Here is a 26745-nt window from a genome sequence, read left to right as displayed (position 1 = left end):
CAATCGCAAGGGTCGCCGCCCGGCCTTCCCTGGCCGGACGCGCTTCAGCAGGCTTTGGACCGAGTGACCCGGTCGACCAGATAGACCAGACCGTGGTAGTCGATGCCCGAATGGCTGGACAGGCCGATCTCGCAGGTGCGGCTGGTGGAGATCCCTTCCTGGCACTGCTGCACGGCGTCCTGCAGCGTACGCAGCGCGTGGGCGTTGAGTTCCGGCTGGTTGAAGCCCTTGTCGCCGGCGAAGCCGCAGCAATGGATGCCTTCCGGGATGACCACCTGCTCGGTGCAGCGCCGCACGATGTCGATCAGGCCCTGCGCCTCGCCCAGGTGCTGGGTGCTGCAGGTCACATGCACGGCCACCGGCTCGCGCTGCGGCACGAACTCCAGGCGTTCGAACAGCTGCTCGCGGATGAAACGCACCGGGTCGTGGATGTCCAGCCGGGTGTCGGCCAGGTCCTGCACCAGGCGCAGCGTGCAGGGGCTGGTGTCGCAGTAGATCGGATCGAGGCCGCCGCGACTGGCCTTGAGCAGCGCATCCAGGGTTTCCCGCTTCTTGCGCTCGCCCTGTTCGGCGTACCCCTTGGAGGCGAACGGCTGGCCACAGCACAGGTTGTCCAGCGCCTCGGGGAACACCACCTGGAAGCCGGCCTTCTCCAGCAGGGCGCGGGTGCGCTCGATCAGCGGGGTCTGCTCGGCATCGCCGAACGCCGGGCCCATGGCTCGCGACACGCAGGCCGCCAGGTACACCGCGCGTGGCCGGCTGTCGTCGCTGGCGGGCGTGATGGCGATCGGCTTGACCGGCTGCGGCATGGCCGGCGTCCACGCGGGCAGGCGATTGCCGGACAGTCGGCGCAAGCCGGCGCTGGTGCGCGCCAGCAGCGGCGCGCCGAGCAGGCGGCGCGTGCCGTTGGCGGCGGCCAGGGTCAGGCGCGTGCCCTTGAGGGCGGCGGCGAAGTGTTCGGCCAGCCAGTCGGCGGTGCCGCGATGGTCCGCCGTGGCGGCGCGCAGCTTGCGCACCAGATCGCCGGTGTTGATGCCGACCGGGCAGCGCTGCGCGCACAGCCCGGTGGCGGCGCAGGTGTCGATGCCGTGGTAGCGGTAGGCGCGCTCCAGTTCCGTGGTGTCGACGCCGGCGCGCTTCTTCGCCTGGATGTCGCGCCAGATGACGATGCGCTGGCGCGGGGTCAGGGTCAGCCCGTTGGACGGGCACACCGGTTCGCAGAAGCCGCATTCGATGCACTTGTCGACGATCTCGTCGGCGGCCGGCAGCGGCTTGAGGTGCTTCAGGTGGATCTGCGGATCCTCGCTGAGCACCACGTCGGGGTTGAGGATGCCGCGCGGGTCGAGCAGGCGCTTGATGGCCCACATCAGCTGGTAGGCGTCGCGCCCCCATTCCAGCTCGACGAACGGCGCCATGTTGCGCCCGGTGCCGTGTTCGGCCTTCAGCGCGCCGCCGAACTCTACCGCCACCAGTTGCGTCACGTCCTCCATGAAGGCCGCGTAGCGGGCCTTTTCCGCCTCGCTGTCGAAGCCCTGGGTGAACACGAAGTGCAGGTTGCCCTCCAGGGCATGGCCGAAGATGATCGCCTCGTCGTAATGGTGACGGTCGAACAGCTCGAGCAGGCGGTTGACGCCCTCGGCCAGCTGTTCGACCGGGAAGGTGACGTCCTCGATGATCACCGTGGTGCCGGTGCGGCGCACCGCGCCGACCGCCGGGAAGGTGTCCTTGCGGATCTTCCACAGCTGGTTGTAGACCGCCGGGTCCTCGCTGAAGGCGACCTGGCGCTCCACCGGGAAGCCGCCGAGGGTGGCCATGATCTGTGCGATCTGCTCGTGCAGCAGCGACTGGCTGGCGGCGCGCGATTCGATCAGCAGCGCGCAGGCGCCGGCGGACAGAGCACTGACCCAGTCCGGCATGCCGGGCTTGTCCTGCACCGAGCGCAGGCTGCGGCGGTCGAGCAGTTCCACTGCGGAAACCGGCTGTTGGCGCAGCACCGGCACGGCGCGGCAGCAGCTCTCCACGTCCGGGAAGACGATCAGCGCGCTGGCCTTGTGCGGATGTTCGGGCACGGTGTGGTAGGTCACGGCGCTGATGAAGCCCAGCGTGCCCTCCGAGCCGACCATCAGGTGGGCGAGGATGTCGAGCGGGTCGTCGTAGTCGACCAGGGCGTTGAGCGAGTAGCCGGTGGTGTTCTTCAGCCGGTACTTGTGGCGGATGCGCTCGGCCAGCGCGCTGTTGGCGCGCGTTTCCCTGCCCAGTCGGGCCAACTGTTCGAGCAGCGCCGCGTGGCTGTGCCGGAAGGCGGCGACGCTGGCCGGGTCCTCCGTGTCCAGCAGGGTGCCATCGGCCAGCACCAGGCGCAGGCCGGCGAGGGTCTTGTAGCTGTTCTGGGCGGTGCCGCAGCACATACCGCTGGAGTTGTTGGCAACGATGCCGCCAATCTTCGCCGCGTTGATGGAGGCCGGATCGGGGCCGATCTTGCGGCCCAGCGGGGCCAGCACGGCGTTGGCGCTGGCGCCGATCACGCCGGGCTGCAGGCGGATCTGCGCCCCGCCGTTGCGAATCTCGCGACCGTTCCAGCGCTCGCCCAGCACGATAAGCACCGAGTCGGAAATCGCCTGGCCGGACAGGCTGGTGCCGGCGGCGCGGAAGGTCACCGGCACCTGCTCGGCCGTGGCCAGCCTGAGCAGTTCGATCACTTCGGCTTCGGATTCGACGCGCACCACCAGCTTGGGGATCAGCCGGTAGAAGCTGGCGTCGGTGCCGAAGGCCAGGGTGGACAGCGGGTCGTCGAACAGCCGCTCGCGGGGAATCAGCGCCTCGACGGCCTGGCGAAAGGCGGCGGGCAGGCTCATGCGTCCTCCAGGATCAGCACGATCAGATCCTTCGGGCCGTGGGCGCCGTAGGCCAGCACCTGCTCGATGTCGGCGGTCTTCGAGGGGCCGGAGACCAGCAGGGCGTTGGTCGGCATGCCGCCGGCCCACTGTTGTTGCTGCTGCACCTCGTAGAAGTTGTCGTACACCTCGCTGGCCTTGAGGATGGCGAAGTGCACCGGCGGCACCAGGCTCATCAGCCGCGGTTCTTCGCGGGTCGGCCAGAGGATCAGGCTGCCGGTGGCGGCGATGGCGCCCAGGGTGCCGGTCAGGCTGGCCGGGGTGTCGTTGAACAGCTCGGCTTTCCATTCCTCGACGGGGCGGTCATAGGCTTTCAGGTGCGGCGCATCGCTGCGGCCGGCGAAGTGCTCGGCAAGCTGCGCGCCCCACGGCGTGCTCGGGGCGATCAGCAGACTGCCCAGCTGTTTTTCGGTCAGCAGCCGTTCCAGCAGCGCCGGCCAGTCGGCCAGGGTGGTCAGGTGCGTTTCGGTGTGCACCGCCTCCATCAGCTGGCGCAGGCGCGGCACGCGCTGCTCCGGCGGGTAGCGCCAGGGCTCGGACACCAGGGCCTCGTCGAAATCGTCGACCAGCGGCTGGGTGCCGGCCAGGCTGTTGCGCAGCTTGGCGAGGATGTTGGCTTTGGCAGACATGTCACTTGCCCTCCAGGTGCTGTTTCGCCAGTTCGTGCAGCGAACGGGCCGCCGGTTTCGGGGCGGCGTGGTTCTGCGCCCAGGGGCCGATGTTCGGCGTCAGGCCCCGGAAACGGGTGGCGAAGAAGCCGAACAGCCGATAGAGCAGCGGGGAGGTGTTGAGCAGGCGCCAGCCCTGCCAGATCAGGCGTTCGGTCGCCGAGTACTTGCTGCCCTGGCCACGCATGACGCGGTGCGGGTCGTCGGGCTTCTTGATGTTCTCCTCACGCAGGCGGCGCAGCAGCGCGGGGATCGGAATCTTCACCGGGCAGACCTCGCCGCAGGCGCCGCACAGCGACGACGCGGAGGGGTGGTCCGGGGTGTTTTCCAGGCCCATCAGGTGCGGCGAGATGATCTTGCCGATCGGTCCCGGATAGACAGTGCCGTACGCCTGGCCGCCGATGCGCGTGTACACCGGGCAGTGGTTCATGCAGGCGCCGCAGCGGATGCAGTTCAGCGTCTGGCGTAGCTCGCCGTCGGCGAAGGCCTGGCTGCGGCCGTTGTCCAGCAGCACCAGGTGCACTTCCCGCGGGCCGTCCAGCTCGTCGGCCTGGCGCGGTCCGGAGATCATGTTGACGTAGGTGGTGATGCCCTGGCCCAGCGCCGAGCGGGTCAGCAGCGAGAGCAGCGGCACCACGTCGCGCAGGTTTTCCACCACCTTCTCGATGCCGGTGACGGCGATGTGCACCGGCGGCACTCCGGTGGACATGCGGCCGTTGCCTTCGTTTTCCACCAGCAGCAGGGTGCCGGTCTCGGCGACCGCGAAGTTGACCCCGGACACGCCGATGTCGGCCGCGAAGAACTTCTCGCGCAGCACGCGGCGGCCGGTCTGGATCAGCGTGTCGACGTCCTCGGTGTAGTCGATGCCGAGTTTGTCGCGAAACAGCGAGCCCACCTGGCGGGCGTTCTTGTGGATCGCCGGCATGATGATGTGGGTGGGCTTTTCATGGTCGAGCTGGATGATGTACTCGCCCATGTCGGATTCCAGGGCCTCGATGCCGTGGCCTTCGAGGAAATGGTTCATCTCCATTTCCTCGCTGACCATCGACTTGCCCTTGATCACCTGCCGGGCCTGGTGGGCCTGGGCGATCGCCAGGACGATGGCGTTGGCCTCGTCCACGGTCTCGGCCCAGTGCACCTTCACGCCGTTGCGCGTCAGGTTGGCTTCCAGGCGCTCCAGTAGCTCGGGCAGCTTGGACAGCGCGCGGGCGCGCACATGGTTGCCCATCTCGCGCAGGTGCTCGCGCTCGTACTCGTCGGGCATCGAGGCCAGGCGCTTGGCCATCAGCGAGTCCATGGCCGAGCGCATGTTGCCGCGCAGCTGGGTGTCGCCCAGCGCCTGGCGGGCGTTGCGCTTCAGGTCACGGCTGCTCAGTTCGACGACGGGGATGCGTTGGCTCATGGACGGCCTCCGGTGCGCTGCCAGAGGAAACTGGCCAGGTGCTGGCCGCGCAGCGGGCTGTCCTGCAGTTCCAGCGAGCCGTTGATGTTCATCAGACAGCCGCAGTCGGCGCTGATCACCTGCGCGGCGCCGGAATCCTGCAGGGCGCGGGTCTTGTCGCGCACCATGGCGCCGGAGATGTCCGGCATGCGCACGCTGAAGGTGCCGCCGAAGCCGCAGCATTCGCTTTCGTGGTCGTGCTCGACGCGCTCGACCCGCTGCAGCTGGGCGAGCAGGGCGCGGCCGTGCAGGTGGGTGTTCATCTCGCGGCGTGCCGAGCAGGAGGTGTGCAGGGCGACCTGGACCGGTTCGCCCTGGTCCTGCAGCTCGACCTGGCAGACATGCAGGAGGAATTCGGCCAGCTCGAAGGTGCGCTCGGCCAGCGCCTTCACCTGCGCCAGGGTCTCGGGCTCGTCCTTGAACAGTTCCGGGTAGTGATGGCGCAACATGCCGGCGCAGGAGCCGGACGGCACTACCACCGGCCAGTCGTTGGCGAACAGCGCCAGTTGCGCGCGCGCCACCTTGCGCGCTTCCTCGGTGTAGCCGCTGGTGTAGGCCGGCTGGCCGCAGCAGGTCTGCTCCTGGGGGAAGTGCACACGCAGGCCTTCGCGTTCGAGCAGGCGGATGGCGTCCAGGCCGGCCTCGGGAAAGAACAGGTCGACCACGCAGGTGCCGAACAGGTACACCTGCTGAGGCTTGGCCGGATACTGGCGTGGAGTGGGCAGCGGCGGCGCCACGCGGGTGGCGTTGGGGGCTGCGTCGTAGAAGAGGTCGCTCATCGGCTTGGCCCGGTTGAGTGTTGCGGGGGACCTGTCCGCCTTGGGCGGAACAGGTCCGGTTATGCCTTACACGCCGACCAACGGGTCGGTGATGCCCAGCACGTAGATCGCGATCAGGGTCAGCAGGCCCGAGATCAGCAGGTAGTACAGGGTCGGCCAGATGGTACGGCGCAGGGTGGTGCCCTCGCGACCCAGCAGGCCCACCGTGGCGGAGGCGGCCACCACGTTGTGGATCGCCACCATGTTACCCGCGGCGGCGCCGACTGCCTGGGCGGCGACGATCATCGCACTGGAAACGCCCAGGCTGGTGGCGACGCCGAACTGGAACTGGCTGAGCATCATGTTGCTCACCGTGTTGGAGCCGGCGATGAAGGCGCCCAGCGCACCGATGGTCGGCGCCAGCAGCGGGTAGATGCCGCCCACGCTGTCGGCCACGAAGCGCGCCATGGTGATCGGCATGCTGGCCAGCTCGGCGCCGTTGACGCCGGAGTTGATCAGAATGCGCACCATCGGCACGGTGAACAGCAGCACGAAGCCGGCGCCGAGCAGCACCTTGCTGGATTCGCCCAGGGCCGCGCCCAGCTCGCGGACCTTCATGCCGTGCAGGAAGAAGGTGGCCAGCACCACCAGCACCAGGATGCCGCCGGGCAGATACAGCGGCATGAAGTCGGCGTTCACGCCGGTTTCGCCGAGTATGTTGGGGAACAGCAGCACCACGGATTTCATGAAGGCGCCGATTTCCGGCACGGTGCGGCTGAGGACCAGCAGGGCGCCGACCAGCACGTAGGGCAGCCAGGCGCGCAGGGTGCTCATCGGTTTGGCGGTCAGCTCGTCAAGCTTCATTTCCACGCTGCCGAGCCATTCGCTGGGCCACTCGCGGGCGTCGGCGAAATCCCAGGTCTTCTTCGGCACCAGGAAGCCCATGCGCGCGGCGAAGGTGACAATGGCCAGGCCGATCAGCCCGCCGAGCAGCGAGGGAAATTCCGGGCCGAGGAAAATGCCGGTGAAGGCGTAGGGCACAGTGAAGGCCAGGCCGGCGAACAGCGCGAACGGCAGCGCCTCGAAGCCGGCTTTCCAGCTTTTTTCCTTGCCGAAAAAACGTGTCAGCATCAGCACCATGATCACCGGCATCAGGGTGCCGGTCAGCGCGTGCAGGATCGCCACTTCATTGGTGATCAGCTGCAGGAAGGCGTCCCAGCTGGATTGCTGGGCGACCAGCTGGGCGCTGATGGTGGCGGTGTCCAGGCCGCCGTTGATGCCGATGATGATCGGCGTGCCGACCGCGCCGAAGGACACCGGTGTGCTCTGCACCATCATGCCGAGCATGACGGCGGCCAGCGCCGGGAAGCCGATGGCCACCAGCAGCGGAGCGGCAATCGCGGCCGGAGTGCCGAAGCCGGAGGCGCCTTCGATGAAGCAGCCGAACAGCCAGGCGATGATGATGGCCTGGATGCGGCGGTCAGGGCTGATGGTGGCGAAACCCGCGCGAATCGCGGTAATACCCCCGGAATGCTTGAGGGCGTTGAGCAACAGGATGGCGCCGAAGATGATCCACAGCACACCGGCGGTGATCACCAGGCCCTGCAGGGTAGAAGCCAGCACGCGGTTGAAGCTCATGTCCCAGACGAACAGTGCGATGCCTGCGGTGAGCAGGAACACCACTGGCATGGCGCGGCGTGCGGGCCAGCGCAGGCCGATCAGCAGGATGGCGGCGAGCAGGATGGGCGAGAAGGCGCACAGGGCGAGCAATCCGTTCGACATGGTCAGGCTCCTCGCGCGAGGTGCAGGCGCAGGGCCGCAGGCATGGAAGCGGTGTGCTGATGCATAGCAGAGTCCTCGTTGTTGTTTTTGTAAATTGGTAATACCAATTACGCGTTGCGAGTGGTCAGGCTACGCAGTGACGGTTTGCCGCGTCAATCCTGTGCAGATAGACGTAGGTCGTAGAAAGGGCCCTTGCTGGGGAGCTTTGCGAGTGGTTAGGCTTTGATCCGACGAAAAGTGGTCAGGCCAATTTTGCGGAGAGCAAGTGTGGAGCTAAACAAGGTGCGCCAGCGTCGGCTGGCGGACGACATCGTGGCCCAGCTGGAGGCGATGATCCTCGAGGGAACCTTCAAGGTCGGGGAGCGGCTACCGGCGGAGCGGGCGCTGGCGGAGCAGTTCGGCGTGTCCCGGCCTTCATTGCGCGAGGCGATCCAGAAGCTGGTCGCCAAGGGTTTGCTAACCAGTCGGCACGGCGGCGGCAACTATGTGGCGCAGACCCTGGGCAGCACCTTCAGCGACCCGCTGCTGCAGCTGCTGGAGAACAACGAGGATGCCCAGCGCGATCTGCTGGAGTTCCGCCATACCCTGGAGGGCAGCTGCGCCTATTACGCGGCTCAGCGGGCCACTGAGGTGGATCGCCAGCGGCTGACGGAGGCCTTCGAAACGCTGCAGGCGTGCTATGACCGTGATGTTGTCTGCCGTACCGAGGAGGGCGCCGCCGATGCCGGGTTCCATCTGGCAATTGCCGAAGCCAGCCACAATGCAGTGCTGCTGCACACCATGCGCGGGCTGTTCGATCTGCTCAAGCGCAACGTGGTGACCAACATCGGCGGCATGTATGCGTTGCGCGACGAGACCCGCCAGATGCTGATGAGCCAGCACCGCGAGCTTTATGAAAGGATCATGGCGCGCCAGGCCGAGCAGGCGCGCGAGGTGATTCACCGGCACATCGACTATGTGCAGGAAGTCCTGGCGGAGGGGCGGGAAGAGGCGCAGCGGCTGGCACGTGTGCAGCGCAGGCACTGGGAGCGGACCCTGCTTACCTGAGGCGGGAGTGGATCAGGCGTCCTTGCCCTTGCTGCGCATGGCGCGTTGGATATCACGATCGGCGTCACGTTCCTTCTCGGTGTGGCGCTTGTCGTATTCCTTCTTGCCCTTGGCCAGGGCGATCTCGCACTTGACCAGGTGCTGCTTCCAGTACAGCGACAGGGCGACGCAGGTGTAGCCCTTCTGCTGGACGCCGCCGGTGATCTTCTCCAGCTCGCGCGCATGCAGCAGCAGCTTGCGCGTGCGCGTCGGATCGGCGATCACGTGGGTGCTGGCGGTCTTCAGCGGCGTGATGTGGCAACCCATCAGCCAGGCCTCGCCATCCTTGAGCAGGATGTAGCTGTCGACCAGCTGGGCCTTGCCGGCACGCAGGCTTTTAACTTCCCAACCGGCCAGGGCCAGGCCGGCCTCGAACTTCTGTTCGATGAAATAATCGTGCAGCGCCTTTTTGTTCTGCGCGATGCTGCCCTGCTGTTGTTTCTTTTGCTTAGCCATAGGGCGCGCATTATAGGGACTGGCGGCTGCGCTGGCGACTGTCCACGCAGCTTTTCAGGCGTGCTCCTGCGTGTGACCGGGCGCATAGAACTTGAGGGGGCAAAACGAATCCCCGACAATGCGGCCTGTTACGCGCACCCTCCGGGTGCCGGTCCGCAATGAAGGCTCTGCATGACGACGCATATTCAACGCTCGGCGCTGCTGCCGTATCCGGCGCAGGCGCTGTACGATCTGGTCAACGATGTTGCGAGCTATCCGCAGTTCCTGCCCTGGTGTTCGGCCAGCGAAGTGCTGGAGAGCGACGCCGGTCAGATGCGCGCCAGCCTGACGGTGGCCAAGGGCGGCGTCAGCCAGCGCTTCATCACGCGCAATCAGCTCACGCCCGGCGAGTCCATCGTCATGGATCTGGAACAGGGGCCGTTCAAGCAGCTGCACGGTGTCTGGCACTTCAAGGCGCTGACCGACAAGGCCTGCAAGATCAGTCTGGATCTGGCCTTCGACTATGACGGGCCGTTGATCAAGGCCACGCTGGGGCCACTGTTCAACCAGGCGGCCAACACGCTGGTCGATGCCTTCTGCCAAAGGGCCAAGCAACTCCATGGATAAGTCGAATCAGATTGCCGTCGAGGTCGTCTATGCACTTGCCGAGCGCCAGAAGCTGCTGCGCCTGAGCGTGCCGGTCGGCACCACGGTGCGCGACGTGGCCCTGCGCTCCGGCATGGAAGTGTTCTTCCCGGAGCTGGATCTGCACACCTGTCCGCTGGGTATCTTCGGCAAGGCCGTCGCCAAGCCGGAGGAGCGGGCCGTGGAGGAGGGAGAGCGTGTGGAAATCTACCGCCCGCTGATCGCCGACCCCAAGGAAGTGCGCAAGCAGCGCGCCGCGAAGGCGGCGCAGGCGAAGGCCGAACGGCCTTAATTGCGCGGGCTGCTGCCCAGGATGGCTTCGTCCCGGCTTTGGCCGGGGCGGAAGTCGCCGGAAATGGTGGTCAGGCGATCCTGAGCGTCGAATTCCAGGCTGACACGTTCCTGGCGTCGCTCGCCGCCGCCGGGCTGGATGCTGTACAGATAGTCCCAGCGATTGGGGTGGAAGGTATCGGTAATCATGGGGTTGCCCATGATAAACCGCACCTGGCGCCGGGTCATTCCGGGACGCAACTGATCTATCATGTCCTGCGTCACGACATTGCCCTGCTGGATGTCGATCTTGTAAACGCCAGGGAAGGAACAGCCGGCAACTGCCAAGAATGCCGTCAGGCTGAAACTGGAAAGCAGGAGCTTGGTGTTTTGCATCGGGGGCTGACTTCCACTATCTTGGCCGGGAATTCGAGGCTCCGGATCATACCCGCATGACGGATGCTGCGAAACAGAGCATGAGAAACTGACATGGTAGAAAACAACGAATTGCGCAAGGTTGGCCTCAAGGTCACCCTGCCGCGCGTCAAGATCCTGCAGATGCTGGATACGACCGATCAGCGCCACATGAGTGCCGAAGATGTGTACAAGGCACTGATGGAAGCGGGCGAGGATGTCGGCCTGGCCACCGTCTACCGGGTCTTGACCCAGTTCGAATCGGCCGGCCTGGTAACTCGTCACAATTTCGATGGCGGCCATGCGGTCTTCGAACTTTCGGATGGTGAGCACCATGACCACATGGTCTGTGTGGAAACCGGTGAAGTGATCGAATTCATGGACCATGAGATCGAAAAGCGCCAGCGCGAAATCGTCGCCGAGCACGGCTACGAGCTGGTGGACCACAACCTGGTGCTGTACGTACGCAAGAAAGCCTGACCGGCGCGCAACGGTTCCGATAAAAGGCGACCCCAGGGTCGCCTTTTTCATTGGTGCGTTGGCACGGCGCCCTGCGGGAGCGAATTGATTGGCGAGCGAACAAGTCCGCTCCCGCGGCGCAGCCGGGCCTTATTCCTGCGCGTTGGCCAGCAGCTTCGCGGCGTGGGCCAGGGATTCGTCGGTGAGGTCGACCCCGCCGAGCATGCGCGCGACTTCCTCGATACGCTGCTGGCGCTCCAGGTGCGCGACGGCGGTGCTGGTGTCCGAGCGGCCGCGCTGCTTGTGCACGAACAGGTGCTGATGCCCCTGTGCGGCGACCTGCGGCAGGTGGGTCACGCACAACACCTGGCCGCGTTCGCCCAGGCGGCGCAGCAGCTGGCCGACCACTTCAGCGGTCGGGCCGCCGATGCCGACGTCCACTTCGTCGAACACCAGAGTCGGTACGCGCGAGGTCTGCGCGGTGATGACCTGGATGGCCAGGCTGATGCGTGACAGTTCGCCACCGGAAGCCACCTTGGCCAGGGCGCGCAGCGGCTGGCCGGGGTTGGCGCTGACTAGGAATTCCACCTGCTCCAGCCCGGCCGGATGCGGTTCGTCCGTGGCGTTGGCACGCAGCTCGATCTGAAAGCGTCCGCCGGGCATGCCCAGGCGCTGCATTTCCACTTCCACGGCCTTGCTCAGTTCGCTGGCGGCGCGATGACGCAGCGCGCTGAGTTCCTCGGCCTTCTCCTGATAGTGACGGGCATAGGCAGCCAGCTCTTCGGTCAGGCGCTCCTGGGCCTGGTCATCGGCGTTCAGGCTTTCCAGCTCCTCCAGCAGTCGCTGCTGCAGCTCGCCCAGTTCGCCGGGCTGCACGCGATGCTTGCGGGCCAGGGTATAGATGCTGTCCAGGCGCTCCTCCAGCTGTTGCTGGCGCTCGGGGTCGGCATCGAAGTGGTCGATGAAGCGGTTCAGCTCGCCGATGGCTTCCTCGACCTGGATCTGTGCGCTGGCCAGCAACTCGACCGCGCTGGCCATGGCGCCGGCGTTCGGGCTGAAGGCGGTCAGCCGGTTCAGGCTGGCGTTCAGCGCAGACAGTACGTTGCCGGCGTCGCTTTCACTGCACAGGTCCAGCACCTGGCGGCAGGCGCCGAGCAGATGCTCGGCGTTGCTCAGGGTCTTGTGTTCTTCTTCCAGCTGCTCCAGTTCCTGCTCGCCCAGCGCCAGCGCTTCGAGCTCCTCGAGCTGGTAGCTGAGCAACTGGTGGCGGGCGCGCTGTTCGTCGCCGCTGCTGGACACCCGTTCCAGCTCCTGGCGGGTTTGCCGCCAGCGCTGCGCGGCGAGCAATACCTGACGGGCCAGCTCGCCGGCGCCGGCATAGGCATCCAGCAGGCGGCGGTGGGTATCGGTCTTGAGCAGCGACTGGTGTTCGTGCTGGCTGTGGATGTCGATCAGCAGTTCGCCGAGCGCCTTGAGGTCGCCCTGCGGACACGGCGTGCCATTGATGTAGGCGCGCGAGCGGCCTTCAGCGGTGATGACCCGGCGCAGGATGCACGGGCCGTCCTGCTCCAGGTCGCGCTCGCGCAGCCAGGCCTGGGCTTCGGGAATCTGCGAGACGTCGAAGCTGGCGAGGATGTCCGCCTTGTCGGTACCCGGGCGTACCACGCTGCTGTCGGCGCGATCGCCCAGCGCCAGGCCGAGCGCGTCGAGCATGATCGACTTGCCGGCACCGGTTTCGCCGGTGATGACGCTCATGCCGCTGCGCAGTTCCAGATCCAGTTGATCGACGATGGCGTAGTTGCGAATGGACAGATGGACCAGCATGGAAGGCTCCCCAGGTTCGCCAGGCTGGCTATTTATACAGTGGTCGGTGAGTCGCCTTCAAGCATTTCTCCGCGCCCCCTTGAAGAAGGTTTCACCGTCCCCATATAGGGCTGCATTCGGCGCCGGCCCGGCCGGCATCCCTTCGTCTAGAGGAGACTCCCAATGGTGGATGAACAGAACCTGGAAAACCCCAACGCCGAACCGTCCGCCGGCGAGCAGGACACCGAGGCGTTGCAGGCGCGCGTGCTGGAGCTGGAAGAGCAGCTGGCCGCCGCCCAGGATCAGGTGCTGCGCAGCGCCGCCGATATGCAGAACGTGCGCCGTCGCGCCGAACAGGACGTGGAAAAGGCCCACAAGTTCGCCCTGGAAAAGTTTGCCGGCGATCTGCTCGCCGTGGTCGACAGCCTGGAGCGTGGCCTGGAGCTGACCCGTCCGGACGACGAGGCCAGCAAGGCGGTGCGTGAAGGCATGGAGCTGACCCACAAGCTGCTGCTCGACAGCCTCAAGCGCCACCAGCTGGAGCAGCTCGATCCGCAGGGCGAGCCCTTCAACCCCGAGCATCACCAGGCCATGGCGATGGAAGAAAGCGCCACGCTGGAGCCGGGCAGCGTGCTCAAGGTGTTCCAGAAGGGCTACCTGCTCAACGGTCGCCTGCTGCGCCCGGCGATGGTCGTGGTCAGCAAGGCACCGGCCGACACGCCGTCTTCGATCAACGAAAAGGCTTGAAATCCATCGGGCCGACCCCATCTGTTTCACCAAGCACATTTGAGCCGCGGCGGCCCTGGCGGGGACGCAGGCACCACCCGATTCTGGAGAATTGAAAATGGGAAAAATCATCGGTATTGACCTGGGGACCACCAACTCCTGCGTCTCCATCCTGGAAAACGGCACCGCCAAGGTCATCGAGAACGCCGAAGGTGGCCGTACCACCCCGTCGATCATCGCCTACACCAACGATGGCGAAATCCTGGTCGGCCAGTCCGCCAAGCGCCAGGCGGTCACCAACCCGCACAACACCCTGTTCGCCGTGAAGCGCCTGATCGGTCGGCGCTTCGACGAGGACGTGGTGCAGAAGGACATCAAGCTGGTCCCCTACAAGATCATCAAGGCCGACAACGGTGACGCCTGGGTGGACGTGAAGGGCCAGAAGATGGCGCCGCCGCAGATCAGCGCCGAAGTGCTGAAGAAGATGAAGAAGACCGCCGAAGACTACCTCGGCGAGCCGGTCACCGAAGCGGTGATCACCGTGCCGGCCTACTTCAATGACAGCCAGCGTCAGGCTACCAAGGACGCCGGTCGCATCGCCGGTCTGGACGTCAAGCGCATCATCAACGAACCGACCGCCGCGGCCCTTGCCTACGGCATGGACAAGTCGCGCGGTGACCACACCGTGATCGTCTATGACCTGGGTGGCGGTACCTTCGACGTGTCGGTGATCGAGATCGCCGAAGTCGACGGCGAGCACCAGTTCGAAGTGCTGGCCACCAACGGCGACACCTTCCTGGGTGGCGAAGACTTCGACATGCGCCTGATCGACTACCTCGTCGACGAGTTCAAGAAGGAGTCGGGTATGGACATCAAGGGCGACGCCCTGGCCATGCAGCGCCTGAAGGAAGCCGCCGAGAAGGCCAAGATCGAGCTGTCCTCCGCGCAGCAGACCGACGTCAACCTGCCGTACATCACCGCAGACCAGACCGGTCCGAAGCACCTGAACGTGAAGATCTCCCGCGCCAAGCTGGAGTCGCTGGTCGAGGATCTGGTGCAGCGCACCATCGAGCCGTGCCGCACCGCGCTGAAGGACGCCGGCATCGATGTGGGCAAGATCGACGAGGTGATCCTGGTCGGCGGCCAGACCCGCATGCCGCTGGTGCAGAAGACCGTTGCCGAGTTCTTCGGCAAGGAACCGCGCAAGGACGTCAATCCGGACGAAGCCGTGGCCATGGGTGCCGCCATTCAGGGCGCCGTGCTGGCTGGTGACGTTAAGGACGTGCTGCTGCTGGACGTCACCCCGCTGACCCTGGGCATTGAAACCCTGGGTGGCGTGATGACCCCGCTGATCGACAAGAACACCACCATCCCGACCAAGAAGTCGCAGGTGTTCTCCACCGCCGACGACAACCAGGGCGCGGTGACCATCCACGTGCTGCAGGGCGAGCGCAAGCAGGCCGCGCAGAACAAGTCGCTGGGCAAGTTCGACCTGGCCGACATTCCGCCGGCGCCGCGCGGCGTGCCGCAGATCGAGGTCACCTTCGACATCGACGCCAACGGCATCCTGCACGTGTCCGCCAAGGACAAGGCCACCGGCAAGCAGCAGTCCATTGTCATCAAGGCCAGCTCCGGTCTGTCCGATGACGAGATCGAGAAGATGGTGCGCGACGCTGAAGCCAACGCCGAGGAAGACCGCAAGTTCGAAGAGCTGGTGACCGCGCGCAACCAAGGTGATCAGTTGGCCCACGCCAGCCGCAAGATGATCACCGAGGCCGGCGACAAGGCCACCGCCGAGGAGAAGTCCGCCATCGAAGCCGCCATCGCCGCCCTGGAAGTCGCCATCAAGGGCGACGACAAGGCCGAGATCGAGGCCAAGATGAACGCGCTGTCCCAGGCCACCGCGCCGCTGGCGCAGAAGATGTACGCCGAGCAGGCACAGGCCGAACAGGCTCAGCCGGCCGACGGCAAGGCCAAGGACGCGGGTGACGACGTAGTCGACGCCGAGTTCGAAGAGGTCAAGGACAACAAGTAAACGTCACGTTTGCTTCCGCCTCATGCGCGTGACCGTGGTCGCGCGCCCCTGACTCGCCACGCGGGAGCCCTCTCCCGCGTTGGCGTGTCTGGAGGGTGTGTCAGAGGAATTCGAGAGAAATGGCGAAACGAGACTATTACGAAGTGCTGGGTGTCGAGCGGGGCGCCGACGACGCCGAGCTGAAGAAGGCCTATCGACGCCTGGCGATGAAGTACCATCCGGATCGCAATCCGGACGACAAGGCGGCGGAAGAGAAATTCAAGGAGGCCAACGAGGCCTACGAGGTGCTCTCCGATGCCAACAAGCGCGCGGCCTACGATCAGTACGGCCATGCCGGTGTCGATCCGCAGATGGGTGGCGCTGGCGCGGGCTTTGCCGGCGGCGCCAGCTTCTCCGACATCTTCGGTGACGTGTTCAGCGACTTCTTCGGGGGTGCCCGTGGGGGCCAGCGTGGCGGCCCGCAACGGGGCAGCGACCTGCGCTACACCCTGGAGCTGAGCCTGGAAGAGGCGGTGCGCGGCACCACGGTGACCATTCGCGTGCCGACCCTGGCCAACTGCAAGACCTGTGGCGGCTCCGGCGCCAAGAAGGGCAGTAGCCCGACCACCTGCAGCACCTGCGGCGGCATCGGTCAGGTGCGTATGCAGCAGGGTTTCTTCTCGGTGCAGCAGACCTGTCCGCGCTGCCATGGCAGCGGCAAGATGATCACCGACCCCTGTGGCGACTGCCATGGCCAGGGCCGAGTCGAGGAGCACAAGACCCTGTCGGTCAAGGTGCCGGCCGGTGTCGATACCGGCGACCGCATCCGCCTGGCGGGCGAAGGCGAGGCGGGCGCCCAGGGCGGTCCGAGCGGAGACCTGTACGTGGTGGTCAACGTGCGCGAGCACGACATTTTCCAGCGCGACGGTCGCGACCTGTACTGCGAGGTGCCGATCAGCTTCGCGGACGCGGCGCTGGGTGGCGAGCTCGAAGTGCCGACCCTGGATGGCCGGGTCAAGCTGAAAATTCCGGAAGGCACCCAGACCGGCAAGCTGTTCCGCCTGCGCGGTAAGGGCGTGACCCCGGTGCGTGGCGGCAGTGCGGGCGACCTGATGTGCCGGGTGGTGGTGGAAACACCCGTCAAGCTCGACAAGCATCAGCGCGAGCTGCTCGAAGAGTTCCGCCGCAGCCTGCAGAGCGACAGCTCCCATTCCCCTCGTGCCAGTGGCTGGTTCGAGGGCATGAAGCGGTTCTTCGACGATCTTTGAATCCTGCGCCGGCAGCGGGCACTCGCCTGCTGCGACGGCCGGCAGTGTGGAGCTTGGGTATATGCGAATTGCAGTGATGGGCGCCGCCGGGCGCATGGGCAAGAACCTGATCGAGGCGGTCCGCCAGGCTGAGGGCGCCGAGCTGGCTGCGGCCATCGACCGGCCGGACAGCAGCCTGATCGGTGCGGATGCCGGCGAACTGGTGGGGCTGGGGCGCCTGGGGGTTGCCCTGAGCGGTGATCTCGCAGCCGTGGTGGACCGCTTCGATGTGCTGATCGACTTCACCCATCCGAGCGTGACCCTGAAGAACCTGGAGATCTGCCGTCAGGCCGGCAAGGCCATGGTCATTGGCACCACCGGTTTTTCGGTTGAAGAAAGGCAGCGGCTGGCCGAGGCGGGCAAGCAGATCCCGATCGTCTTCGCCGCCAACTTCAGCGTCGGGGTGAACCTGTGCCTGAAGCTGCTCGACACCGCGGCCCGGGTACTCGGGGACGACGTGGACATCGAGATCATCGAGGCCCACCACCGTCACAAGGTCGATGCGCCGTCGGGTACTGCGCTGCGCATGGGTGAGGTGGTGGCGGAGGCGCTGGGTCGCGATCTGCGGAAAGTGGCGGTCTACGGACGCGAAGGGCAGACCGGTGCGCGCGCTCGGGAAACCATCGGTTTCGCCACCGTGCGCGCCGGCGATGTGGTGGGCGACCACACCGTTCTGTTCGCCGCCGACGGCGAGCGGGTGGAAATTACCCACAAGGCATCCAGCCGCATGACCTTTGCCAAGGGCGCCGTCCGTTCGGCGTTGTGGCTGCAGGGTCGCGCGCCGGCCCTGTATGACATGCAGGATGTGTTGGGCCTGCGCTGAGCGGTCACGCATCGGTCTGCAGTTTGGGTAGACCCAAAAAGGCCGTTTCTGTATGATTCGCGCTTTAGTGTGTCCACTAAAGTTACGCAGATGGCCGAATTCAAAAAAAGCGGGATGACCTTCACACGTCATCCCGCTTTTTTACAACCTGCGTACGCACCAGGCAGATTTACCGGAGGTCTCTTGACTACGCCAGCCACTACGCCAGCGATTCTGGCCCTTGCTGATGGCAGCATTTTTCGCGGCGAATCCATCGGCGCCGATGGGCATACCGTCGGCGAGGTAGTGTTCAACACCGCCATGACCGGCTATCAGGAAATTCTCACCGATCCGTCCTATGCCCAGCAGATCGTCACCCTGACCTATCCGCACATCGGCAATACCGGCACCACGCCGGAAGATGCCGAGTCCAGCCAGGTCTGGGCCGCCGGCCTGATCATCCGCGACCTGCCGCTGCTGGCCAGCAGCTGGCGCAATAAGCAGCCGCTGGATGCCTACCTGAAGGCAAACGGTACCGTGGCCATCGCCGGGATCGATACGCGTCGCCTGACGCGCATCCTGCGCGAAAAGGGCGCTCAGAACGGTTGCATCCTGACTGGTGCGGATGCGACCGAAGAAAAGGCGCTCGAGCTGGCGCGAGCATTTCCGGGCATGAAGGGGCTGGATCTGGCCAAGGTGGTCAGCACCAAGGCGCCGTACGAATGGCGCTCCTCGGTGTGGTCGCTACAGACCGACAGCCATCCGGAAATTCCCGCCGAGCAGCTGCCGTACCACGTGGTGGCCTATGACTACGGCGTGAAGCGCAACATCCTGCGCATGTTGGTCGAGCGCGGCTGCCGGGTGACCGTGCTGCCCGCCCAGGCGCCGGCCAGCGAGGCGCTGGCGCTGAATCCTGACGGTGTGTTCCTGTCCAACGGCCCAGGCGATCCGGAGCCGTGCGACTACGCCATCAAGGCGATCCAGGACATTCTGGAAACCGACATCCCGGTGTTCGGTATCTGCCTGGGACACCAGCTTCTGGCCCTGGCCTCCGGCGCCAAGACCGTGAAGATGGCTTGCGGCCACCATGGCGCCAACCACCCGGTGCAGGACCTCGACAGCGGCGTGGTGATGATCACCAGCCAGAACCATGGTTTCTGTGCCGACGAAGCCACCCTGCCGGCCAACCTGCGCGCCACCCACAAGTCGCTGTTCGATGGCACCCTGCAGGGCATCGAGCGCACCGACAAGGTCGCCTTCAGCTTCCAGGGACACCCGGAAGCCAGCCCCGGCCCGAACGACGTGTCTCCGCTGTTCGACCGCTTCGTCGCCGCCATGGCGGCCCGCAAGCAATAAGGGCTGTCGCGCATGCTGGCAAGCCTGGGAATCGTCGACCTCTGGACCTATGTCCTGGGGACGGTGCTGGTGATCCTGCTGCCCGGCCCGAACTCCATGTTCGTGCTGGCCAGCGCGGCGCGTCGCGGTATCGCGGCGGGTTACAGCGCCGCCGCCGCCGTGTTCGTCGGCGATACCCTGCTAATGCTGGCCGCCGCACTGGGCGTTGCTTCGCTTCTGAAGGCCGAGCCGATGCTGTTCACCGGGCTCAAGTACCTGGGTGCCGCATACCTCTGCTACATCGGCATTGGCATGTTGCGCGGCGCCTGGCGCCAGTGGCGGCATCCCGCGGATGCACGGGTCGAACCCGAGCAGGACCTGGGTCAGCCGTTCCGCCGCGCCCTGCTGCTCAGCCTGTCGAACCCCAAGGCGATCCTGTTCTTCGTGTCCTTCTTCATCCAGTTCGTCGACCCGGCCTACGCCCATCCGGGATTGTCGTTCCTGGTGCTGGGCGCGATTTTGCAAATCATCAGTCTCAGCTACCTGAGCCTCCTGATCTTTACCGGCGCCCGCCTGGCGCACTGGTTCCGCCGACGGCAGCGTCTGGCCGCCAGCGCCACCAGCGGCGTGGGCGCCCTGTTCGTCGGCTTTGGCGTGAAGCTGGCCACCGCAACCCTGACCTGATTACCGCTACGAGACTCCCATGCCAAAACGTACAGACCTCAAAAGCATTCTGATCCTCGGCGCCGGCCCCATCGTGATCGGCCAGGCGTGCGAGTTCGACTATTCCGGCGCCCAGGCCTGCAAGGCCCTGCGCGAGGAAGGCTTCCGCGTCATCCTGGTGAACTCCAACCCGGCCACCATCATGACCGACCCGGCCATGGCCGACGCCACCTACATCGAGCCGATCAAGTGGCAGACTGTCGCCAAGATCATCGAGAAGGAGCGCCCTGACGCGCTGCTGCCGACCATGGGCGGCCAGACCGCGCTGAACTGCGCCCTGGACCTGGAACGCCACGGCGTGCTGGAAAAGTTCGGCGTGGAAATGATCGGCGCCAACGCCGACACCATCGACAAGGCCGAGGACCGTTCGCGCTTCGACAAGGCCATGCGTGACATCGGGCTGGCGTGCCCGCGTTCCGGCATCGCCCACAACATGGAGGAAGCCTACGGCGTCCTCGACCAGGTGGGCTTCCCGTGCATCATCCGTCCGTCCTTCACCATGGGCGGCACCGGTGGCGGCATCGCCTACAACCGTGAGGAATTCGAGGAAATCTGCAACCGCGGTCTGGATCTGTCGCCGACCAAGGAACTGCTGATCGACGAATCGCTGATCGGCTGGAAGGAGTACGAGATGGAGGTGGTCCGCGACAAGAAGGACAACTGCATCATCGTCTGCTCCATCGAGAACTTCGACCCGATGGGCGTGCACACCGGCGACTCCATCACCGTGGCGCCGGCGCAGACGCTGACCGACAAGGAATACCAGATCATGCGCAACGCCTCGCTGGCGGTGCTGCGCGAGATCGGCGTGGAAACCGGCGGCTCCAACGTGCAGTTCGGCATCAACCCGAAGGACGGCCGCATGGTCGTCATCGAGATGAACCCGCGCGTGTCGCGTTCCTCGGCGCTGGCCTCCAAGGCCACCGGCTTCCCGATCGCCAAGATCGCCGCCAAGCTGGCGGTTGGCTACACCCTGGACGAGCTGAAGAACGACATCACCGGCGGCCGCACCCCGGCGTCCTTCGAGCCGGCCATCGACTACGTGGTCACCAAGGTGCCGCGCTTCGCCTTCGAGAAGTTCCCCAAGGCCGACGCCCGCCTGACCACCCAGATGAAGTCCGTGGGCGAGGTCATGGCCATCGGCCGGACCTTCCAGGAGTCCATGCAGAAGGCCCTGCGCGGCCTGGAGGTCGGCGCCACCGGTTTCGATCCCAAGCTGGATCTGGCCGATCCGGAAGCCGAGAGCGTCCTCAAGCGTGAGCTGACCGTGCCCAGCGCCGAGCGCGTCTGGTATGTGGCCGATGCCTTCCGCGCCGGCAAGACCGTCGACGAGGTGTTCGAACTCACCAACATCGACCCCTGGTTCCTGGTGCAGATCGAGGACCTGGTCAAGGAAGAGGAGCGGGTCAAGACCCTCGGCCTGGCCAGCATCGACCGTGACCTGATGTTCCGCCTGAAGCGCAAGGGCTTCTCCGATGCCCGCCTGGCGACCCTGCTGGGCGTGAGCGAGAAAAGCCTGCGCAGCCACCGTCACAAGCTGAAGGTGTTGCCGGTCTACAAGCGCGTCGACACCTGCGCCGCCGAATTCCAGACCGACACCGCCTACATGTATTCGACCTACGAGGAAGAGTGCGAGGCCAACCCGTCCAGCCGCGACAAGATCATGGTCATCGGTGGCGGTCCGAACCGCATCGGCCAGGGCATCGAGTTCGACTACTGCTGCGTGCATGCCGCGCTGGCCATGCGTGAAGACGGCTACGAGACCATCATGGTCAACTGCAACCCGGAAACCGTCTCCACCGACTACGACACCTCCGATCGCCTGTACTTCGAGCCGGTGACCCTGGAAGACGTGCTGGAAATCTGCCGCGTCGAGCAGCCCAAGGGCGTGATCGTGCAGTACGGTGGCCAGACCCCGCTGAAGCTGTGCCGCGCTCTGGAAGAGGCCGGCGTGCCGATCATCGGCACCAGCCCGGACGCCATCGACCGCGCCGAAGACCGTGAGCGGTTCCAGCAGATGGTGCAGCGCCTGAACCTGCGCCAGCCGCAGAACGCCACCGCACGCAGCGAAGACGAAGCCCTGGCGCACGCCAAGGCCATCGGCTTCCCGCTGGTGGTGCGTCCGTCCTACGTGCTGGGCGGCCGGGCGATGGAAATCGTTTACCAGGAAGAAGAGCTCAAGCGCTACATGCGCGAGGCGGTGAAGGTCTCCAACGACAGCCCGGTACTGCTGGACCATTTCCTGAATTCGGCCATCGAAGTGGATATCGATGCCGTATGCGATGGCAAGGACGTGGTGATCGGCGCCATCATGCAGCACATCGAGCAGGCCGGCATCCACTCCGGCGACTCGGCGTGCTCGCTGCCGGCCTACTCGCTGCCCCAGCACATTCAGGACGAAATCCGCGACCAGGTGAAGAAGATGGCGCTGGAGCTGGGTGTGGTCGGTCTCATGAACGTGCAGATGGCCGTTCAGGGCGACGACATCTATGTACTGGAAGTGAACCCGCGCGCTTCGCGTACCGTGCCGTTCGTGTCCAAGTGCATCGGCGAATCGCTGGCCAAGGTCGCGGCCCGTGTCATGGCCGGCAAGACCCTGCAGGAAACCGGTTTTACCGAGGAAATCATTCCGGAGTACTTCAGCGTCAAGGAGGCCGTGTTCCCCTTTGCCAAGTTCCCCGGGGTGGATACCATCCTCGGCCCGGAAATGAAATCCACCGGCGAAGTCATGGGTGTCGGCGACAGCTTCGCCGAGGCCTTTGCCAAGGCTCAGCTGGGTGCCAGCGAGATCCTGCCCACCGGCGGTTGCGCCTTTATCAGTGTGCGAGAGGACGACAAGCCTTTCGTGGCCGATGTGGCGCGTGACCTGATCGCTCAGGGCTTCGAAGTGGTGGCTACTGCCGGAACCGCGAAGGTGATCGAGGCGGCTGGCTTGCCGGTGCGCCGCGTCAACAAGGTGACCGAAGGCCGTCCGCATGTGGTGGACATGATCAAGAACGAGGAAGTGACCCTGATCATCAACACCACCGAGGGGCGCCAGTCGATCGCCGATTCTTACTCCATCCGTCGTAACGCCCTGCAGCACAAGGTCTGCATCACCACCACCCTGGCGGGTGGTCAGGCAGTCTGTGAGGCCATCAAGTTCGGTCCCGAGCGGACCGTGCGCCGGCTGCAGGATCTGCACGCAGGAATCAAGGCATGACGAAATACCCGATGACCGTCCAGGGCGCTCGCGCCCTGGAAGAAGAGCTGAAGATCCTCAAGGCGGAGCGCCCGAAGATCAGCCAGGCCATCGCCGAAGCGCGTGAGCTGGGGGATCTGAAGGAGAACGCCGAGTACCACGCCGCCCGCGAACAGCAGGGGCTGGCCGAGGCGCGCATCCGTGACATCGAGGGGCGTTTGCAGAACGCCCAGATCATCGATGTCTCGACCCTTCCGCATACCGGCAAGGTGATCTTCGGCACCACAGTGGACATCGTGAACGTCGAAACCGACGAGGAAGTGACCTACCAGATCGTCGGTGACGACGAGGCGGACATCAAGTCCGGCAAGTTGTCGGTCAGCTCGCCGATCGCCCGCGCGTTGGTCGGCAAGTCCGAAGGCGACGTGGTGACGGTGCGCACCCCTAGTGGCGTGGTCGAGTACGAGATTGTCGAAGTCCGTCACGTCTGATCCGCCGCGCCTGCGCGCGCCGGTGATCGCCTGGCAGCTGGCCCAGACATTCTGGGTCGGCGGCCTGTGGCTGCTGCACTTCGTATTGCTGCCGGCACTCGGCAAGATCGGCCTCGCGCCGCTGCTGGTGCAGGAGGTGGCGAACGGCTTGCGGCCGCTGCTGGTGGGCTTTGCGGTGGTCTGCGTGCTGCTGCAGGCGCTGAGTCTGGCCGTCGCGCTGGGCGTGCGGGCCGTGTGGAAGGATATGCGCGGCCAGCTGCTGCTGGCGGTGCTGCTGCTGGCGCTTGGCTTTTTCGCCGCGCGCGCCGGCTGGCTCGTGTCCGACTACTGGCAGATGTTCAGCTACCTGGCCATGGCCTGCTGTGGCCTGCTGCTGGTGGTACAGGCGCCACCCGAGGCGCGGTCGTAGACGTTCCGCGCCTCGTCTTGCCGGTTACGCCTGGTGGCGCAGGATGTTGGAGAGGTGGCGGTTCGGTTTGGGGTTCTTGCGGTACACCAGTGCCACCTTGCCGATACTTTGCACCAGCTCGCAGCCCGCGCTACGGCAAAGCTCCTCGACCAATGCGTGACGGTCGTCGCGCTCGGCCACACGCAGCTGAATCTTGATCAGCTCGTGGTCGGCGAGGGCGCGCTCCAGCTCGGCCATTACCCCTTCGCTGAGACCGTTGTCGGCAATGGTCAATACCGGCTTCAGATGGTGGCCGATAGATTTGAACTGTTTCTTCTGCTCTTGCGAGAGCGCCATAATCAAGCCCTGACGTTTCACTGTACGAAAAAGGCGGCTAGTGTACCCGAGCCGCCGCCCAAGAGGTATTCCGTGGCCCGATCCAAGACCAGTCAACGCTGGCTGAAAGAACACTTCGACGACCCTTACGTAAAGATGGCTCAGCGCGACGGTTATCGCTCGCGGGCCAGCTACAAGCTGCTGGAGATCCAGGAAAAGGACCGCATCCTGCGCCCCGGCATGACGGTCGTCGATCTGGGCGCGGCCCCCGGTGGCTGGTCGCAGGTGACCAGCCGGGTGATTGGCGACAAGGGGCGGCTGATCGCCTCGGACATCCTGGAGATGGACTCGATCCCCGACGTCACCTTCATCCAGGGCGATTTCACCGACGATGCGGTGTTCGCCCGGCTGCTCGAAGCGATCGGTGATCATCCCGTCGACCTTGTGATTTCCGATATGGCCCCCAATATGAGTGGGGTGCGGGCCGCGGATCAGCCGCGTGCCATGTACCTGTGCGAGCTGGCGCTGGATCTGGCCAGTCGCGTGCTGCGGCCTGGTGGCGATTTCCTGATCAAGATCTTCCAGGGCGAAGGTTTCGATGCGTACCACAAGCAGACGCGGGAGATGTTCGAGAAGGTGCAGATCCGCAAGCCGTTGTCCTCGCGTGATCGCTCCCGGGAGCAGTACCTCCTGGCGCGTGGTTTCCGCGGCGCTCCGATGCAATGAAGTGCCGAACCGGTAGTCAAAGGTTCATAAAGGGTTACAGACGCCACCTGCCCCGGCAGGGGTTGTGTAGTAAGTTAGGCCGGGTAATCAACCAGCCGCGTGCGGGAGTTGCCTCGAACGGAGCGACTCAGAGGGTAGCGAATTGAACGATATGGCAAAAAATCTGATCCTGTGGCTGATCATCGCCGCCGTCCTGGTGACGGTGATGAACAATTTCTCCAGCCCCAGCGAGCCGCAGACGCTCAACTATTCCGAATTCCTGAGCCAGGTTCAGGATGGCCGTGTCGAGCGAGTCACCGTCGATGGCTTCGTGATCACCGGCAAACGCACCGATGGCGGTACGTTCAAGACCGTGCGTCCGGCGATCCAGGACAGCGGACTGATCGGCGACCTGATCGACAACAACGTGGTCATCGAAGGCAAGCAGCCTGAGCAGCAGAGCATCTGGACCCAGTTGCTGGTGGCCAGCTTCCCGATCCTGGTGATCATCGCGGTGTTCATGTTCTTCATGCGCCAGATGCAGGGCGGCGCCGGAGGCAAGGGCGGGCCGATGAGCTTCGGCAAGAGCAAGGCGCGCCTGCTTTCGGAAGATCAGGTGAAGACCACTTTCGCTGACGTTGCCGGTTGCGACGAGGCCAAGGAGGAAGTCGCCGAGCTGGTCGAGTTCCTGCGTGACCCGGGCAAGTTCCAGCGCCTGGGTGGCCGTATCCCGCGCGGTGTACTGATGGTCGGTTCGCCGGGTACTGGCAAGACTCTGCTGGCCAAGGCGGTCGCCGGCGAGGCCAAGGTGCCGTTCTTCACCATCTCCGGCTCGGACTTCGTTGAAATGTTCGTCGGCGTCGGCGCCAGCCGCGTGCGCGATATGTTCGACCAGGCCAAGAAGCACGCGCCCTGCATCATTTTCATCGACGAGATTGATGCTGTGGGTCGTCATCGGGGTGCCGGCCTCGGCGGAGGCCACGACGAGCGCGAGCAGACGCTCAACCAGCTGCTGGTAGAGATGGATGGATTCGAGATGAACGACGGCATCATCGTCATCGCCGCGACCAACCGTCCCGACGTGCTCGATCCGGCGCTGCTGCGTCCCGGCCGCTTCGACCGCCAGGTGGTGGTCGGTCTACCCGATATCCGTGGCCGCGAGCAGATCCTCAAGGTGCACATGCGCAAGGTGCCGGTGGGTGACGACGTCGACCCGGCCGTGATTGCCCGTGGCACCCCCGGCTTTTCCGGTGCCGACCTGGCCAACCTGGTCAACGAGGCCTCGCTGTTTGCCGCGCGGGTCAACAAGCGCCTGGTGGAAATGAAGGAGTTCGAGCTGGCCAAGGACAAGATCATGATGGGCGCCGAGCGCAAGACCATGGTCATGTCCGAGAAGGAGAAGCTCAATACCGCCTACCACGAGGCCGGCCACGCCATCGTCGGTCGCCTGGTGCCCGAGCACGACCCGGTCTACAAGGTATCGATCATCCCCCGTGGTCGTGCGCTGGGTGTGACGATGTTCCTGCCGGAGGAAGATCGCTACAGCTTGTCCAAGCGCGCGCTGATCAGCCAGATCTGCTCGCTGTTCGGCGGCCGTATCGCTGAGGAGATGACCCTGGGATTCGATGGTGTCACCACCGGTGCTTCCAACGACATCATGCGTGCCACACAGCTGGCGCGGAACATGGTCACCAAGTGGGGCTTGTCGGAAAAGATGGGCCCACTGATGTATGCCGAAGAGGAAGGTGAAGTTTTCCTGGGTCGCAGTGCCGGCAGTCAGCACACCAATGTGTCCGGCGAGACCGCCAAGCAGATCGACGAAGAGGTGCGCAGCATCATCGACACCTGCTATGCCACGGCCAAGCGTCTGCTGACCGAGAATCGCGACAAGCTGGAAATGATGGCCGAGGCGCTGATGAAGTACGAAACCATTGATGCCGAACAGATCGACGACATCATGTCCGGACGTCCGCCACGCGAACCGCGCGACTGGCAGGGTGGTACGGGTGCCTCTGGAAGCTCCGCACCGCAAGGTGAGCGTCCGGAGTCGCCGATCGGAGGCCCGGCGGGCGAACACTGAGC

General features: G+C 65.2%; 23 protein-coding genes and 1 pseudogene. 15 read left to right on the top strand and 9 right to left on the bottom strand.

The window, feature by feature from the left end:
- Positions 1-44: 44 nt before the first annotated feature.
- From PT85_RS08325 to PT85_RS08305, 5 genes are all read right to left on the bottom strand, one after another.
- Entirely contained in the window at positions 45-2855 is a 2811-nt protein-coding gene (locus tag PT85_RS08325) for an FAD-binding and (Fe-S)-binding domain-containing protein (RefSeq protein ID WP_039606421.1), read from the bottom strand.
- The gene (locus tag PT85_RS08320) at positions 2852-3523 is read right to left on the bottom strand and encodes a LutC/YkgG family protein (RefSeq protein ID WP_039606420.1); all 672 of its coding nucleotides are present in this window, start codon (positions 3521-3523) and stop codon (positions 2852-2854) included. The genes PT85_RS08325 and PT85_RS08320 overlap by 4 nt, the downstream gene beginning before the upstream one ends.
- A 1-nt stretch (position 3524) precedes the next feature.
- Positions 3525-4964, bottom strand: coding sequence for a LutB/LldF family L-lactate oxidation iron-sulfur protein (locus tag PT85_RS08315; protein WP_039606419.1), 1440 nt, complete (start codon positions 4962-4964; stop codon positions 3525-3527).
- Positions 4961-5782 carry a (Fe-S)-binding protein gene (locus PT85_RS08310; RefSeq protein ID WP_039560867.1) on the bottom strand — a complete coding sequence of 274 codons (822 nt, stop codon included), beginning with the start codon at positions 5780-5782 and terminating at the stop codon, positions 4961-4963. The genes PT85_RS08315 and PT85_RS08310 overlap by 4 nt, the downstream gene beginning before the upstream one ends.
- Before the next feature lie 66 nt (positions 5783-5848).
- Positions 5849-7543: an L-lactate permease gene (locus tag PT85_RS08305; protein WP_039606418.1), complete on the bottom strand. Its 1695-nt coding sequence runs from the start codon at positions 7541-7543 to the stop codon at positions 5849-5851.
- Positions 7544-7810: 267 nt separating this feature from the next.
- Here PT85_RS08305 and PT85_RS08300 point away from each other — a divergent pair, with 267 nt between their 5' ends.
- Positions 7811-8590: a GntR family transcriptional regulator gene (locus tag PT85_RS08300; RefSeq protein WP_039606417.1), complete on the top strand. Its 780-nt coding sequence runs from the start codon at positions 7811-7813 to the stop codon at positions 8588-8590.
- Between the two features lie 12 nt (positions 8591-8602).
- Here the strand turns inward: PT85_RS08300 and smpB are convergent, their stop codons facing one another.
- A complete protein-coding gene (gene smpB / locus PT85_RS08295) occupies positions 8603-9085 on the bottom strand; it encodes an SsrA-binding protein SmpB (RefSeq protein ID WP_027589005.1) in 483 nt (160 codons plus the stop codon).
- A 171-nt stretch (positions 9086-9256) separates the two neighbouring features.
- On the opposite strand from smpB, the gene PT85_RS08290 reads away from it, so the two are divergent.
- Both PT85_RS08290 and PT85_RS08285 read left to right on the top strand, forming a co-directional pair.
- Positions 9257-9691: a type II toxin-antitoxin system RatA family toxin gene (locus tag PT85_RS08290; RefSeq protein WP_027589004.1), complete on the top strand. Its 435-nt coding sequence runs from the start codon at positions 9257-9259 to the stop codon at positions 9689-9691.
- A complete protein-coding gene (locus PT85_RS08285) occupies positions 9684-10001 on the top strand; it encodes an RnfH family protein (protein WP_039560870.1) in 318 nt (105 codons plus the stop codon). Before PT85_RS08290 ends, PT85_RS08285 begins: the two co-directional genes overlap by 8 nt.
- A 14-nt stretch (positions 10002-10015) precedes the next feature.
- On the opposite strand, the pseudogene PT85_RS08280 reads toward PT85_RS08285, so the two are convergent.
- Positions 10016-10375, bottom strand: a pseudogene (locus PT85_RS08280) (outer membrane protein assembly factor BamE); the annotation flags it as partial.
- 93 nt (positions 10376-10468) lie between these two features.
- Between PT85_RS08280 and fur the strand changes: the two are divergent.
- A complete protein-coding gene (gene fur / locus PT85_RS08275) occupies positions 10469-10873 on the top strand; it encodes a ferric iron uptake transcriptional regulator (protein ID WP_027589002.1) in 405 nt (134 codons plus the stop codon).
- A gap of 129 nt (positions 10874-11002) precedes the next feature.
- On the opposite strand, the gene recN is transcribed toward fur, so the two are convergent.
- Positions 11003-12676: a DNA repair protein RecN gene (gene recN, locus PT85_RS08270; RefSeq protein ID WP_039606416.1), complete on the bottom strand. Its 1674-nt coding sequence runs from the start codon at positions 12674-12676 to the stop codon at positions 11003-11005.
- A gap of 162 nt (positions 12677-12838) precedes the next feature.
- Between recN and grpE the strand changes: the two genes are divergently transcribed.
- The 9 genes from grpE to PT85_RS08225 all read left to right on the top strand — a co-directional run bounded on the left by grpE (position 12839) and on the right by PT85_RS08225 (position 23643).
- Positions 12839-13402: a nucleotide exchange factor GrpE gene (grpE, locus tag PT85_RS08265; protein ID WP_039606415.1), complete on the top strand. Its 564-nt coding sequence runs from the start codon at positions 12839-12841 to the stop codon at positions 13400-13402.
- Positions 13403-13499: 97 nt separating this feature from the next.
- On the top strand, positions 13500-15416 hold the full coding sequence (gene dnaK / locus PT85_RS08260) for a molecular chaperone DnaK (RefSeq protein ID WP_027588999.1): 1917 nt from the start codon (positions 13500-13502) through the stop codon (positions 15414-15416).
- Between the two features lie 119 nt (positions 15417-15535).
- On the top strand, positions 15536-16663 hold the full coding sequence (dnaJ, locus tag PT85_RS08255; protein ID WP_027588998.1) for a molecular chaperone DnaJ: 1128 nt from the start codon (positions 15536-15538) through the stop codon (positions 16661-16663).
- Between the two features lie 61 nt (positions 16664-16724).
- The gene (gene dapB, locus PT85_RS08250) at positions 16725-17525 is read left to right on the top strand and encodes a 4-hydroxy-tetrahydrodipicolinate reductase (protein WP_039560875.1); all 801 of its coding nucleotides are present in this window, start codon (positions 16725-16727) and stop codon (positions 17523-17525) included.
- A gap of 183 nt (positions 17526-17708) precedes the next feature.
- On the top strand, positions 17709-18860 hold the full coding sequence (gene carA, locus PT85_RS08245) for a glutamine-hydrolyzing carbamoyl-phosphate synthase small subunit (protein ID WP_027588996.1): 1152 nt from the start codon (positions 17709-17711) through the stop codon (positions 18858-18860).
- A gap of 15 nt (positions 18861-18875) precedes the next feature.
- A complete protein-coding gene (leuE, locus tag PT85_RS08240; RefSeq protein ID WP_139182059.1) occupies positions 18876-19523 on the top strand; it encodes a leucine efflux protein LeuE in 648 nt (215 codons plus the stop codon).
- 19 nt (positions 19524-19542) lie between these two features.
- On the top strand, positions 19543-22764 hold the full coding sequence (gene carB, locus PT85_RS08235; RefSeq protein ID WP_039606414.1) for a carbamoyl-phosphate synthase large subunit: 3222 nt from the start codon (positions 19543-19545) through the stop codon (positions 22762-22764).
- The gene (greA, locus tag PT85_RS08230; RefSeq protein WP_027588993.1) at positions 22761-23234 is read left to right on the top strand and encodes a transcription elongation factor GreA; all 474 of its coding nucleotides are present in this window, start codon (positions 22761-22763) and stop codon (positions 23232-23234) included. The genes carB and greA overlap by 4 nt, the downstream gene beginning before the upstream one ends.
- Positions 23212-23643, top strand: coding sequence for a hypothetical protein (locus tag PT85_RS08225; RefSeq protein ID WP_027588992.1), 432 nt, complete (start codon positions 23212-23214; stop codon positions 23641-23643). The genes greA and PT85_RS08225 overlap by 23 nt, the downstream gene beginning before the upstream one ends.
- 24 nt (positions 23644-23667) lie before the next feature.
- On the opposite strand, the gene yhbY is transcribed toward PT85_RS08225, so the two are convergent.
- Complete coding sequence (gene yhbY / locus PT85_RS08220; RefSeq protein WP_027588991.1) at positions 23668-23979, bottom strand: ribosome assembly RNA-binding protein YhbY; 312 nt, start codon at positions 23977-23979, stop codon at positions 23668-23670.
- 72 nt (positions 23980-24051) lie between these two features.
- Between yhbY and rlmE the strand changes: the two genes are divergently transcribed.
- Both rlmE and ftsH read left to right on the top strand, forming a co-directional pair.
- Positions 24052-24684, top strand: coding sequence for a 23S rRNA (uridine(2552)-2'-O)-methyltransferase RlmE (gene rlmE, locus PT85_RS08215; protein WP_039560881.1), 633 nt, complete (start codon positions 24052-24054; stop codon positions 24682-24684).
- Between the two features lie 151 nt (positions 24685-24835).
- Complete coding sequence (gene ftsH, locus PT85_RS08210; RefSeq protein ID WP_039560882.1) at positions 24836-26743, top strand: ATP-dependent zinc metalloprotease FtsH; 1908 nt, start codon at positions 24836-24838, stop codon at positions 26741-26743.
- Positions 26744-26745: the final 2 nt, after the last annotated feature.

This window comes from Pseudomonas flexibilis (assembly GCF_000806415.1).
Lineage (GTDB): Bacteria > Pseudomonadota > Gammaproteobacteria > Pseudomonadales > Pseudomonadaceae > Serpens > Serpens flexibilis.
This window is presented reverse-complemented; position numbering and strand designations above follow the sequence as displayed.